Annotated in this window: 13 protein-coding genes; 2 read left to right on the top strand and 11 right to left on the bottom strand. The window is 67.5% G+C overall.

The window, feature by feature from the left end:
• Window positions 1-1,410 carry an oxygen-independent coproporphyrinogen III oxidase gene (gene hemN / locus KAK03_RS10830; protein ID WP_210853965.1) on the bottom strand — a complete coding sequence of 470 codons (1,410 nt, stop codon included), beginning with the start codon at window positions 1,408-1,410 and terminating at the stop codon, window positions 1-3.
• 170 nt (window positions 1,411-1,580) lie between these two features.
• Here hemN and fnr point away from each other — a divergent pair, with 170 nt between their 5' ends.
• A complete protein-coding gene (fnr, locus tag KAK03_RS10825) occupies window positions 1,581-2,318 on the top strand; it encodes a fumarate/nitrate reduction transcriptional regulator Fnr (RefSeq protein WP_210853964.1) in 738 nt (245 codons plus the stop codon).
• A 67-nt stretch (window positions 2,319-2,385) separates the two neighbouring features.
• On the opposite strand, the gene KAK03_RS10820 is transcribed toward fnr, so the two are convergent.
• From KAK03_RS10820 to KAK03_RS10785, 8 genes are read right to left on the bottom strand one after another with little or no spacing between them, the layout of a single operon-like run.
• Window positions 2,386-2,649, bottom strand: a complete 264-nt coding sequence (locus KAK03_RS10820; RefSeq protein ID WP_210853963.1) for a nitrogen fixation protein FixH — start codon at window positions 2,647-2,649, stop codon at window positions 2,386-2,388.
• Window positions 2,650-2,660: 11 nt separating this feature from the next.
• The gene (gene ccoG / locus KAK03_RS10815; RefSeq protein WP_210853962.1) at window positions 2,661-4,136 is read right to left on the bottom strand and encodes a cytochrome c oxidase accessory protein CcoG; all 1,476 of its coding nucleotides are present in this window, start codon (window positions 4,134-4,136) and stop codon (window positions 2,661-2,663) included.
• A 14-nt stretch (window positions 4,137-4,150) separates the two neighbouring features.
• Complete coding sequence (gene ccoP, locus KAK03_RS10810; RefSeq protein WP_210853961.1) at window positions 4,151-5,068, bottom strand: cytochrome-c oxidase, cbb3-type subunit III; 918 nt, start codon at window positions 5,066-5,068, stop codon at window positions 4,151-4,153.
• 45 nt (window positions 5,069-5,113) lie between these two features.
• The gene (locus tag KAK03_RS10805) at window positions 5,114-5,287 is read right to left on the bottom strand and encodes a cbb3-type cytochrome oxidase subunit 3 (RefSeq protein ID WP_210853960.1); all 174 of its coding nucleotides are present in this window, start codon (window positions 5,285-5,287) and stop codon (window positions 5,114-5,116) included.
• A 15-nt stretch (window positions 5,288-5,302) separates the two neighbouring features.
• Window positions 5,303-5,920 carry a cytochrome-c oxidase, cbb3-type subunit II gene (gene ccoO / locus KAK03_RS10800; protein WP_210853959.1) on the bottom strand — a complete coding sequence of 206 codons (618 nt, stop codon included), beginning with the start codon at window positions 5,918-5,920 and terminating at the stop codon, window positions 5,303-5,305.
• 22 nt (window positions 5,921-5,942) lie between these two features.
• On the bottom strand, window positions 5,943-7,382 hold the full coding sequence (ccoN, locus tag KAK03_RS10795) for a cytochrome-c oxidase, cbb3-type subunit I (RefSeq protein WP_210853958.1): 1,440 nt from the start codon (window positions 7,380-7,382) through the stop codon (window positions 5,943-5,945).
• A gap of 50 nt (window positions 7,383-7,432) precedes the next feature.
• On the bottom strand, window positions 7,433-7,624 hold the full coding sequence (gene ccoS, locus KAK03_RS10790) for a cbb3-type cytochrome oxidase assembly protein CcoS (protein ID WP_210802097.1): 192 nt from the start codon (window positions 7,622-7,624) through the stop codon (window positions 7,433-7,435).
• 11 nt (window positions 7,625-7,635) lie between these two features.
• Window positions 7,636-9,906 carry a heavy metal translocating P-type ATPase gene (locus KAK03_RS10785; protein ID WP_310738558.1) on the bottom strand — a complete coding sequence of 757 codons (2,271 nt, stop codon included), beginning with the start codon at window positions 9,904-9,906 and terminating at the stop codon, window positions 7,636-7,638.
• A gap of 96 nt (window positions 9,907-10,002) precedes the next feature.
• Here KAK03_RS10785 and KAK03_RS10780 point away from each other — a divergent pair, with 96 nt between their 5' ends.
• The gene (locus KAK03_RS10780; RefSeq protein ID WP_210853957.1) at window positions 10,003-10,470 is read left to right on the top strand and encodes a DUF192 domain-containing protein; all 468 of its coding nucleotides are present in this window, start codon (window positions 10,003-10,005) and stop codon (window positions 10,468-10,470) included.
• Window positions 10,471-10,534: 64 nt separating this feature from the next.
• Here KAK03_RS10780 and KAK03_RS10775 read toward each other — a convergent pair whose 3' ends face one another.
• Window positions 10,535-11,119: a superoxide dismutase gene (locus KAK03_RS10775; RefSeq protein ID WP_210853956.1), complete on the bottom strand. Its 585-nt coding sequence runs from the start codon at window positions 11,117-11,119 to the stop codon at window positions 10,535-10,537.
• A 116-nt stretch (window positions 11,120-11,235) separates the two neighbouring features.
• On the bottom strand, window positions 11,236-12,525 hold the full coding sequence (gene xseA, locus KAK03_RS10770; RefSeq protein WP_210853955.1) for an exodeoxyribonuclease VII large subunit: 1,290 nt from the start codon (window positions 12,523-12,525) through the stop codon (window positions 11,236-11,238).
• Window positions 12,526-12,589 lie beyond the last annotated feature (64 nt).

Raw genomic sequence — 12,589 nt, 5'->3', positions numbered from 1 at the left:
TCAGATGATGCGCGAAAAACGCTCGCGGGTCCGGTCGGCCTGCAGATACTTGTCGAAGGACATGGCGATGGCCCGCACGAAGAACCAGCCGCGCGCGGTGATCTGGATCGCACCGGGCTCCATCGTCACCAGGCCCATCTCTTCATAGGGACGCAGCGACTCAAGTTCCTGGCGGAAGTACTCGGGCACCTTGACCAGGTGCGCCAGTTCCACCGATTCGAACTCCAGCCGACCCTGGCACATCAGCGCCATGATGACGGCACGGCGCAGCAGGTCGTCGCGGGTCAGCGCCAGGCCACGCTGGATCGCGAACTGTCCCTGACGAATGGCGTCGTAGTACTCGGGGATGGTCTTGGCGTTCTGGCTGTAGGTGGCGCCCATGCGACCGATCGAGGACACGCCCAGCGCCACCAGGTCGCAATCGGGCTGCGTGCTGTAGCCCTGGAAATTGCGATGCAGCCGGCCCTGCCGCTTGGCCTGGGCCAGCGCGTCGTCGTGCAGCGCGAAGTGGTCCATGCCGATGTAGCTGTAACCATGGCCCATGAAGCCGGCAATCGCCGAGGACAGCATGTCGATGCGGTGCTGCGCGGGCGGCAGCTGGCTGGCGTCGATGCGCCGCTGCGGCTTGAAGCGCGCCGGCAGGTGCGCGTACGAGTACAGCGCAATGCGGTCGGGCCGCAGCTCGCTCATCTGGCGGATGGTGCGGGCAAAGGACTCGGGCGTCTGCTTGGGCAGGCCGTAGATCAGGTCGGCGTTGATCGACTCGAAGCCCAGCTCGCGCGCGGCTCGCATCAGCTCAGTCACCATCTCGAGCGACTGGACGCGGTGCACCGCCTTCTGCACATCGGGGTCGAAGTCCTGTACACCAAAGCTGATGCGGTTGAAGCCGATGGCACGCAGGTGGGCCAGACGGCCGCGGTCTGCGGTGCGCGGATCCACCTCGATCGAAACCTCGGCATCCGACGCCAGCTTGAAGCAGCGCTGCAGCGCCGCCATCAGGCGGGCCAGTTCGGCGTCGCTCAGGAAGGTGGGCGAGCCCCCGCCGAAGTGCATCTGCGAGACGTTCACCGACTCGCCCAGCACCTGCCGGTGCAGCGCGATCTCGGCTTCCAGCACATCCAGGTATTCGGCGCCGCGCTCGTGGTGCTTGGTGATGATCTTGTTGCAGGCGCAGTAGTAGCACACCGACTCGCAGAACGGGATGTGCACGTAGACCGACAGCGGCTTCTTGCCACCGACCTGGGCGCCCTCGGCCCGCTGCTGCAGTGCGCGGCGGTAATCCTCGCCGTTGAAGGCCTCGACGAACCGGTCGGCGGTTGGGTACGAGGTGTATCGCGGGCCCGGCACATCGAAGCGCTGGAGCAGCTCCACCGGCAGCAGGGTGTCGGGAGCATGGATGGCTTGTGACATGCCGGCATGGTGCCAAACTGGCACGCCACAGGCTTGACCTGCCTCAAGTCGGACCGCGGTCGGGACCACAAGAATACCCGCACTCAACGAGAGGCATCATGTTCAGGACATGCGATTCATCGGATGACGTTGCTCAGGATGTGGCCGGGCCACGGGTGATAATGCGCGCAATGAGCGAATCCACCTCCCGGGTGCGGTGCGATACCTTCAAGGTCGCCTGCTCCAGCTGCAATCTGCGAGAGTTGTGTCTGCCCGTCGGACTCGGCCGGCCTGACCTGGAGCGCCTGGACGCGCTGGTCGCCACCCGCCGCACCGTGGGCCGTGGCGACACGCTGTTCCGCTCGGGCGATCCCTTCCAGTCGCTCTACGCGGTGCGTACCGGCTTCTTCAAGACCTGCGTCTCGTCCGAGGACGGCCGCGACCAGGTCACCGGTTTCCAGATGGCGGGCGAACTGCTGGGCCTGGACGGCATCAGCGCCGACCGCCATACCTGCGACGCCGTGGCCCTGGAAGACTCGCAGGTCTGCGTGATCCCCTACTCGCAGCTGGAAGACCTCTCACGCGAGTTCACCGACCTGCAGCACCAGTTCCACAAGATCATGAGCCGCGAGATCGTCCGTGACCACGGCGTGATGCTGCTGCTGGGCAGCATGCGTGCGGAAGAGCGGCTGGCGGCCTTCCTGCTGAACCTGACGCAGCGTTTGCAGGCGCGTGGCTTCTCGGCCTCGTCGCTGATCCTGCGCATGACGCGCGAAGAGATCGGCAGCTACCTGGGCCTGAAGCTGGAAACGGTCAGCCGCACCTTCTCGAAGTTCCAGGACGAAGGCCTGCTGGAGGTGAAGCAGCGCCAGATCCGCATCATTGACCAGGCCGGGCTGCAGCAACTGGTCAACGGCACGCCCAGCTGAGCCCGCCCTGCCCCATCCAGCACAACGGCGCCCGCGGGCGCCGTTGTCCTTGGTGACGGGTGGGCGCTCAGCGCTGCTCGGGCGTGGCCGCGTGGTTGCGGGCCTGCATCGCCGGCGTCTGGGCATCGGGCTCGGTCTTGCCACGCTGCGACTCCGCCGTTTCGTCCTTGATCAGCACCGGGTCCTGACCCTTGATGGCCACGTAGGCGGTGCTCACGCTGGCCACCACCACCAGCAACGGTCCCCCGATGACCAGCCAGAGCATGCGGTAGCGCCACCAGGGCAGCTTGGGCTCGGGACTGCCCTCGGCGGGCGGGTTCGTGTTGCTCATGCTTGCAGCCGTCATCGCGGCACCAGGAAGGTGGACTTTTCGTGCAGCGTGGTGGCCGCGACATCGTCATGGGCCACGCGCTCGATCGAGAACTGGATGGTATGCGCACCGGCGCCCGCCTGCTGCGCCGACTCGAACGGGATCTGGGCGCTGAGGGTGATCCAGCGCGCCTCGGCCGGCCCGACGTCCACCTCGGTCTGGCCGGTGACCACGATCTGGTCCATGCCGGACACGCCGATGCGGTAGGACTGCGGCTTCTCGGCCGCGTTCATCACCTGCAGGCGGTAGACGTTCTCGACCTTGCCGTCCTCGACAATGCGCGCCAGCGAGGCACGGTCGCGCACCACGTCGACACGGAAGGGCTCGCGCAGCGCCAGGCTGATGCCGAAGGCCACCAGGATCGCCAGCATGATGCCGGTGTAGACCAGCACCCGCGGGCGGAAGATGCGGCGCAGCATCTGGCTGAAGTTCAGGTGTTCGCGCAGGCCGTTCTGGGTGACATAGCGCACCAGGCCACGCGGGTAGCCGAACTTGTCCATGATGCCGTCGCAGACGTCGATGCAGGCGGCACAGCCGATGCACTCGTACTGCAGGCCCTTGCGGATGTCGATGCCGGTCGGACAGACCTGCACGCACAGACCGCAGTCGACACAGGCACCCAGGCCCGCCTGCTTCGGGTCGACCTTCTTGGAGCGGGCACCGCGCGGCTCGCCGCGTTCGGTGTCGTAGCTGATGATCAGCGTGTCCTTGTCGAACATCGCGCTCTGGAAGCGCGCGTACGGGCACATGTACTTGCAGACCTGCTCGCGCATGTAGCCGGCATTGCCGTAGGTGGCAAAACCATAGAACAGCACCCAGAACCATTCCCAGGGGCCGAAGCCCAGGGTCATGGCCTCGGCGGCCAGCGTGCGGATCGGGGTGAAATAGCCGACGAAGGTGAAGCCGGTCCACAGGCCGAACAGGATCCAGACCACCTGCTTGGACGTCTTGCGCCAGAGCTTGTCACGGCTCCAGGCGGCATCGTCGAGCTTCATGCGCTGCGCGCGATCGCCTTCGATCACGCGCTCGAACCACAGATAGATCTCGGTGTACACCGTCTGTGGACAGGCGTAGCCGCACCACAGCCGGCCTGCCACCGCAGTGAACAGGAACAGCGCGTAGGCCGAGATCATCAGCAGCGCCGACAGGTAGATCAGGTCCTGCGGATAGAGAACCAGTCCACCGATGTAGAAGCGGCGGGACACCAGGTCGAAGAGCACGGCCTGGCGGTTGTTCCACTGCGCCCAGGGCAGCAGATAAAAAAGGAGCTGGGTCGCCCACACGAGCGCCCAGCGCCATTTGATGAACTGGCCGCTGACGGCCCGCGGATAGATTTTCCGGGTCTTCTGGTAGAGCGATACCACCGCCTCGACCGTGTCGCCATCGGGCGCCGACGCTGCGGGGGGGTTGACGTTGCTGGCTTGGATAGGGGTGGGGGTATCGCTCATGCCGCCAATTTAACTCACTGCGCGGCGACCTTCGTGCTCTGGGACAAATTCCAGACGTAGGCGGTCAGGACCTTCAGCTGATCCGGCGTGAAACGCGCGCCCTGGGCGGGCATCACGTTGGTCTTGCCGTTGTTGATCATGGAGACGACCTGGGCTTCGCCCCAGCCATGCAGCCAGATCTTGTCGGTCAGGTTCGGTGCGCCCAGGGCCTGGGTGCCCTTGCCTTCCGGGCCGTGGCAGGCGGCGCAGGCCGCGAACTTCGGCTTGCCGACCTGGGCCGCCACCGAGTTGTGGGCGCTGCCCGACAGGCTCAGCACGTAGTTGGCCACCGCCTTGACGTCCTCGGCGGTGCCCACCGCTGCGGCCATCGGGGGCATCACGCCCTGGCGGCCTTCGACGATGGTCTTCTCGATGTACGCGGGGCTGCCGTCGCCACCCAGCCAGTCGTTGTCGGTCAGGTTGGGGAAGGACTTGCTGCCGCGGGCGTCGGAGCCGTGGCACTGCGCGCAGTTGTTGACGAACAGGCGCTCGCCGATGGCCATGGCCTTCGGGTTCTTGGCCAGCGCTTCAGGGGCCTGGCCGTTGAACTCGGCATAGACCGCCTTCATCGCCTCGGCGGCCTTGGCCTGCTCGGCCTGCAGCTGCCCGGCCGACGACCACTTCAGGCCACCTTCGGCCGCGCCGAAGCCCGGGTACAGGGCCAGGTAGGCGATCGAAAACACCACCGTGATCAGGAACAGGCCCATCCACCAGCGCGGCAGCGGGTTGTTCAGCTCACGCAGGTCAACGTCCCAGGTGTGGCCGGTGGTGTTGTCATCGGCCATCGGGCGGTGCTTGCTCGCGCCGATCAGGACGGCCAGGCAGAACACCAGACCGCCCGCGACGATGGCCACCACATAGAGCGACCAAAACGAACTCACAAAATCACTCATTACTTTCTCCTTGGTGTCGGCGGCCGCAAGCAGCCGCCGCGCACGTCATTGCCGTTCAGAGGACGGGTCTGCGACATCGGGCTCGAGGAAAGGCAGCTGGGCCGCCTCGTCGAACGCAGACTGACGCTTGCGCTGCCAAGTCCAGACCATCAGCGCCAGGAACAGCACCATGGCCAGCACCGTGATCGCGCTGCGGTAGACATTGATGTCGAATTCCATCAGTCGCTCCGGTGATTACTTGCGAGCGGTGCCCAGCACCTGCAGGTAGGCAATGACGGCGTCGATCTCGGTCTTGTCCTTGACCTCGTCGGCGGCCTTGGCGATCTCGTCGTCCGTGTAGGGGACGCCGACCACGCGCAGGGCCTTCATCTTGGGCGCCAGCTCGGCCGGGTTCAGCGTCGTCTTGGCGAGCCACGGGTAGGACGGCATGTTCGACTCGGGCACCACGTCACGCGGGTTGTTCAGGTGAACACGGTGCCACTCGTCGGAGTAGCGGCCGCCCACGCGGTGAAGGTCCGGACCGGTGCGCTTGGAGCCCCACTGGAACGGGTGGTCGTAGACGAACTCGCCGGCCACCGAGTAGGGGCCGTAGCGCAGCGTCTCGGCGCGGAAGGGGCGCACCATCTGCGAGTGGCAGTTGTAGCAGCCCTCGCGGATGTAGACGTCCCGACCGGCCAGTTGCAGCGCGGTGTAGGGCTTGAGGCCCTCGACCGGCTGGGTCGTCGAGCGCTGGAAGAACAGCGGCACGATCTCCACCAGGCCACCGAATGCGACGGTGACCAGGATCAGCACGATCATCAGGAAGTTGCTGGTCTCGATCTTCTCGTGACCCGTCGGCTTGTGACTAGCCATGTTGTTTCTCCTTCTCTCGGGCTCAGGCGTGGGCAGCGACGGCGGGCACCGGCACCGACACGGCCTTGCCGTTGGCGATCGTCATCACGACGTTCCAGAGCATGATGAACATGCCGCTCAGGTACAGCAGGCCGCCCAGCACGCGCATCACGTAGAACGGATAGGTCGCCTTGACGCTCTCGACGAAGCTGTAGACCAGCGTGCCGTCGGGGTTGACCGCGCGCCACATCAGACCCTGCATCACACCGGCGATCCACATCGCGGCGATGTAGAGCACGATGCCGATGGTGGCGATCCAGAAGTGCAGCTCGATCGCCTTGGTGCTGAACATCGCCTTGCGGCCGAACATGCGCGGGATCAGGTGGTACAGGCAGCCGATCGACACCAGACCCACCCAGCCCAGGGCACCGGAGTGCACGTGGCCGACGGTCCAGTCCGTGTAGTGCGACAGCGCATTGACGGTCTTGATCGACATCATCGGACCTTCGAAGGTCGACATGCCGTAGAACGACAGCGAGACGATCAGGAACTTCAGGATCGGGTCGTCACGCAGCTTGTGCCAGGCGCCCGACAGGGTCATGATGCCGTTGATCATGCCGCCCCACGACGGTGCCAGCAGGATCAGCGAGAAGATCATGCCGATCGACTGCGTCCAGTCCGGCAGCGCGGTGTAGTGCAGGTGGTGGGGGCCCGCCCACATGTACGTGAAGATCAGCGCCCAGAAGTGCACGATCGACAGGCGGTACGAGTACACCGGACGCTCGGCCTGCTTGGGGATGTAGTAGTACATCATGCCCAGGAAGGCGGCGGTCAGGAAGAAGCCCACGGCATTGTGGCCGTACCACCATTGCACCATCGCGTCCTGGACACCGGCGTAGGCCGAGTAGCTCTTGGTGAGCGTGACCGGGATTTCAGCGCTGTTGACGATGTGCAGCAGGGCCACGGCGATGATGAAGGCGCCGAAGAACCAGTTCGCCACATAGATGTGGCGCACCTTGCGGATGCCCACCGTGCCGAAGAACACCACGGCGTACGCGACCCAGGTGACCGTGATCAGGATGTCGATCGGCCACTCCAGTTCGGCGTATTCCTTGCCGGTGGTGATGCCCAGCGGCAGCGTGATCACCGCCAGCACGATGGTCAGGTTCCAGCCCAGGAAGGTGAACCAGGCCAGGCCAGGCGCGAACAGCCGGGTCTGGCAGGTGCGCTGGACCACGTGGTAGCTGGTGGCGAAGAGCACCGAGCCACCAAAGGCGAAGATCACTGCATTGGTGTGCAGCGGTCGCAGGCGACCGTAGCTGAGCCACGGAATGCCGTTGATCAACTCAGGCCAGGCGAGCTGGGAAGCGACGATGACGCCCACCAGCATGCCGACGATGCCGTACACGACGGACAGGACAGCAAACCATCGGACGACTCCGTCTTCATAGACCGGTTGCCCCGGTGCGGAACTATTTGCCATTGAAGGCCTCCTTCTTCTTGAGACTCAAAGGGACTCAGGTAACCCTAGGATCAGGATTGTTTTGTAAGCGGTCTTGCGGCCGCTTGATCGGCATCAACCGGGGTGACCTCCTGTTGCAGGATCCGCTCACCCTCGCGTTCCAGATCGTCGAACTGACCCCGGTGCAGGGCCCAGGCGAACACGCCGATGATCCCCAGCACCAGCACCGCAGACAGCGGGATCAGCAACCACATCACTTCCATCGCGACTCTCTTCAGCGGGCCAGCCGCAGCGAATTGCCCACCACCAGCAGCGAGCTGAGCGCCATGCCCAGACCCGCGGCCCAGGGCGGCAGGTAGCCTGCCAGCGCCAGCGGAATGCAGGCCGCGTTGTAGGCCGCGGCCCAGATCAGGTTCTGCCGCACGATGCCGATGGCGCGCCGGGCCAGCTGGCGCGCCATCACCAGATCGGCCAGGCGGTTCGAGCTGACCACGGCGTCGGCGTGCACGCGCGAGACCAGCGCGCCATGCCCCATCGCGAAAGACACATCGGCACGCGCCAGTACCGGGGCGTCGTTGACCCCGTCGCCCACCATGCCGCAGACCTGCCCGGCGGCCTGGGCCTGGGCGACGACGGCCAGCTTGTCCTCGGGCGTGGCACCACCCTGCGCCAGATCCAGCCCCAGCGCCGAACCGACCGCCTGCACGCGCAGCGGGTCATCGCCGGACAGCAGCGCCACCTGGACGCCGCCCGCCTGCAAGGCCTGCACGGCCTGGCGGGCATCGGGCCGCAGGCGCTCCTCGAAGCCGAAGCGCCACTGCACCTGGCCCACCGGTCCGAAACAGACCTCCTGGCCGCGCGCCGGCAAACCGGGCTCGGCCTGCACCCAGGCCCGCGAACCCAGGCGCCAGCGCCGTCCGGTGGGATCGGTGGCCTGCATCCCCTGCCCGGCTTCCTCCTGGACATCGGCCCAGTCCACCGCCTGCGCGCGGCCCACGGCGCGCGGATCGCTGGCCAGGGCCTGCGCCAGCGGGTGCGACGACCAGCGTGCCAGGGCCAGTGCGGCCTGCTCGGCCTGCGCCTGGGGCTCGTCACCGGCCTCGCGCTCGGTGGCGGACCAGTGCGGCCGGTCCTCGGTCAGCGTGCCCGTCTTGTCCATGAACAGGCGGTCGATGCGGGCCAGGGCTTCCAGCGCATCCAGGCGCTGCACCATCACGCCGCGCCGGGCCAGCGCCCCGGTGGCCGCCACCAGCGCCGACGGCGCGGCCAGCGACAGCGCGCACGGGCAGGTGACGATCAGCACCGACACCATCACCCACAGCGCACGGTCGGGGTCGATCAGGCTCCAGACCGCCGCGGCGCCGAAGGCCAGCAGCAGCACCGCCCACAGGAAAGGACCGGCCCAGGCGTCGGCCCAGCGCGCCAGCGCCGGGCGCTGGCTGAGGGCGTCACGCATCATTGTGACGATGGCCTGGTAGCGGGTGTCGGCGCCGACGCGCTCGACCCGCATCACCACCGGTCCGCCCAGGTTCAGGCTGCCACCCACCAGTTCGTCGCCGGGCTGATGCAGCACGGGCACCGACTCGCCGCTCAGCAGCGACTCGTCGGCCTGCGTCGTGCCCACTTCCAGTCGGCCATCGGCCGGGAAGGCCGCGCCCAGCGGTACGCGCACGCGGTCGCCCGGTTGCAGTCGCTGCACGCTGATGCGCTCGACCTCGCCATCGGCGCGCAGGCGCAGCGCGGTTTCCGGCATGCCGGCCAGCGACTGCTCCAGCGCCTCGGCGGCGCGGTGGCGCGCGCTCATCTCCAGATAGCGCCCGCCCAGCAGGAAGCTGATGAACATCGTGAACGAATCGAAGTAGACCTCGTGTCCGAACACGCCGTGGGGGTCGAAGGTGGCGCCGGAACTGGCCACGAAGGTCACCAGCAGACCCAGCGCCACCGGCACGTCCATGCTGATGCGCCGGGCGCGCACCGCATGCCAGGCGTTGCGCATCATCGGCCCGGCCGAGAACAGCAGCACCGGCAGCGACACCAGCCAGCAGCCCCAGTTCAGCAACTGGCGCAGGTCGGGCTCGATCTGGTTGCCGCTGGCCACGTAACTGGGCGTGGCGAACATCATCACCTGCATGGCGCAGAAACTGGCCACGAACAGACGCCACAGCGCCTGGCGACGCTCGCGCCGGCGCAACTCGCGCGCCGGAGCGGCGGCATCGGGCACGGCGTCATAGCCGGCACCGCGCACCGCGCGCACCAGCATGGATGGACGGGTGCGCGAAGGATCCCAACGCACCTGGGCGCGGTGGCCGGCGGCGTTCACCTGGGCGTCCAGCACGCCGTCAACCCGCTGCAGCGCGGCTTCGATCGTGCCCGCGCAGGCGGCGCAGTACATGCCCGAGACCAGGAAGGCCGATTCGGCCACCCGCGCCCCACCGCCCTGCTCCACCATCCGCGTGAAGGCCCGCTGCTCGACGGGGTCATCCAGCACGTCCAGTTCGGCGTTGGATCCCGGATCAGGTTCGGCGATGGCAGCAGACGACGTCACGACGGCGGAGGAACAAGGAGAAGCGATTCAGAGACAGGCGCGCCATCGGACGGACCGCGGGCGCACGATAATCTAGCGCCACGACCTGTATTGGACATGACAAAGATCAAGCCAACGCCCGCCACCCTCACTCATCTGGCCTGCCTGGCCCTGGGCAGCCTGTCGATTGCGGCATCGGCGCAACAGGCGCAGCAGTTGCCGACCGTCAACCTGGGCGCCGGCATGTACAACATCGTCGCCCAGGTCGCCCGCACCGAGGATCAGCGCGCCACTGGCCTGATGTACCGGCGCGAGATGCCGGCCCACGAAGGCATGATCTTCGTCTTCGAGCAGCCCGCCACCCAGTGCTTCTGGATGCGCAACACGCTGATCCCGCTGTCGACCGCCTTCGTCGATGAAGACGGCACGATCGTCAACATCGAGGACATGGCCCCGATGACCGAGAACTCGCACTGCTCGAAGAAGCCGGTGCGATTCGTGCTGGAGATGAACCAGGGCTGGTTCGCCAAGCGCGGCTTCAAGGCCGGCAGCAAGCTGCGCGGGCCCCTGTTCAAGGCCTCCTGAGCGGCCAGAAACGACACAGGCCGGCGGTGAGCCGGCCTGCGGTGCTGAGAGACTGTCTGACTGGTCAGGCGAAGTTCGCCTCGGCGAACGACCAGTTGACCAGCGAGTTCAGGAAGGTCTCGACGAACTTCGGGCGCAGGTTGCGGAAGTCCACGTAGTAGGCGTGCTCCCACACGTCGATCGTCAGCAGCGCCTTGTCGCCGGTGGTCAGCGGGGTGCCCGCGGCGCCCATGTTGAGGATGTCCACCGAGCCGTCAGCCTTCTTGACCAGCCAGGTCCAGCCCGAGCCGAAGTTGCCGACGGCGCTCTTGGTGAAGGCTTCCTTGAAGGCGGCGTACGAGCCCCACTTGGCGTTGATCGCCGCGGCCAGCGCGCCCGAGGGCTCGCCGCCACCGTCCTTCTTCAGGCAGTTCCAGAAGAAGGTGTGGTTCCAGATCTGGGCCGCGTTGTTGTAGATGCCGGCCGTCGACTTCTTGACGATGTCTTCCAGGCTGGCGTTCTCGAACTCGGTGCCCGGGATCAGGTTGTTCAGGTTGGTGACGTAGGCGTTGTGGTGCTTGCCATGGTGGTACTCCAGCGTCTCGCGGCTCATGTGCGGAGCCAGGTCGTCGAGGCCGAAGGGCAGCGCGGGCAGCGTGTGGGTCGTCATGGAATCTCCTTGATGGGGGTGGGCATCCTGGCGGCCGGGGATCCTGGCGCGCTCAGGGGGCTGACTTTGTGATTGTAGGCAGGCACTGAGGCCTGGGCCGCCATGGGGTCAAGCGCTCAGCCTGGTGCACCAGGAGGATGCGTCACCGCCATGCCCACTTCGCCATCGGCCCAGACCGCGGTGAGCGCCTGGCCCTGCTGCAGACCATGGGCGCGCAGCACCGGCTGGCCGTCGGCATCGGTCACCCAGGCATAGCCGCGCTCCAGCACCCGGCGGGGGTCCAGCGCGCCCAGCTGCGCGGCCAGTGCGCCCAGGCGGGCACGCCGCTCGGCCGTGGCCTGCTCGGCCGCGCGGTGCACACGTTGGCCGCGCAAGGCCAGTGCCTCGGTGTTCTGGCGGGTGGCGGCGCGCAGCGCGGCCAGCAGGCGCTCGCCCTGGCGCTCCAGCGCCAGGCGCTGCAGCCCGATGGCCTGCGCCGGTCGCCGCAGGCGCAGGCCCAGCAGGTCCAGGCGCTGGCCGTGGCGGTCCAGTTCGCGCTGCCACTGCCGCCGCAGCAGGTGGGCGCGCGTGTCCAGCGCGCTCAGCAACTCGTCCAGCGCCGGGGCCACCTGCTCGGCCGCTGCGGTGGGCGTGGCCGCCCGCCGGTCGGCCGCCAGATCGGCCAGCGTGATGTCGCTCTCGTGGCCCACGCCGCAGATCACCGGCAGCGGTGAGGCCGCGATCGCCCGCACCACGCGCTCGTCGTTGAAGGCCCACAGGTCCTCGAGCGAGCCTCCGCCGCGGCACAGCAGGATCGCTTCAGCGTGGGGATCGGCCGCCGCTGCGGCCAGGGCTCGGACCAGCGACGCCGGCGCCTCGGCGCCCTGCACCAGGCTGGGCACCAGGTGCAGCGCCACATAGGGTGCGCGCCGGGCCAGTGTGGTGACGACATCATGCAGGGCCGCGCCCGACGCCGAGGTCACCAGCGCCACGCAGCGCGGCAGCGCCGGCAAGGGGCGCTTGCGCGCGGCGTCGAACAGGCCCAGCGCTTCGAGCCGGGCTTTCAGGCGCAGGAATTCCTCGTACAGCGAGCCGGCCCCGACCAGCGACATCGCCTCGACCACCATCTGCAGCTCACCGCGCGCCTCGTAGACCGCCAGACGGCCACGCAGCTCGACCTGCTGGCCGTCGCGCGGCGCGAACGCCAGCAGCGAGGCCGCACGGCGGAACATCGCGCAGCGCAGCGCAGCACCGGCGCCGCTGCCGTCCTTCAGCGTGAAGTAGCAATGGCCGCTGGCCGCGCGGGTGAAGCCGCTGAGCTCGCCGCGCACGCTGACCGACGCGAAGCGCGCCGACAGGGCATCGCCCACCGCCAGCAGCAGCGCCCCGACGCTCCAGGCCCGCGATGCCGGTTCCAGCGTCGTCATGCCGTGCCGCGCCGAGGCCCGCGGCCTTCGGTCCATAATCGCGCGTTCATTGAAAAGGACCGTG

The organism is Ideonella alba (assembly GCF_018069845.1).
In the GTDB taxonomy this organism is placed as follows: Bacteria; Pseudomonadota; Gammaproteobacteria; order Burkholderiales; family Burkholderiaceae_C; genus Ideonella; species Ideonella alba.
Note: the sequence above shows the minus strand (reverse complement) of the source record. Positions and strands in the feature narration are given on the sequence as shown.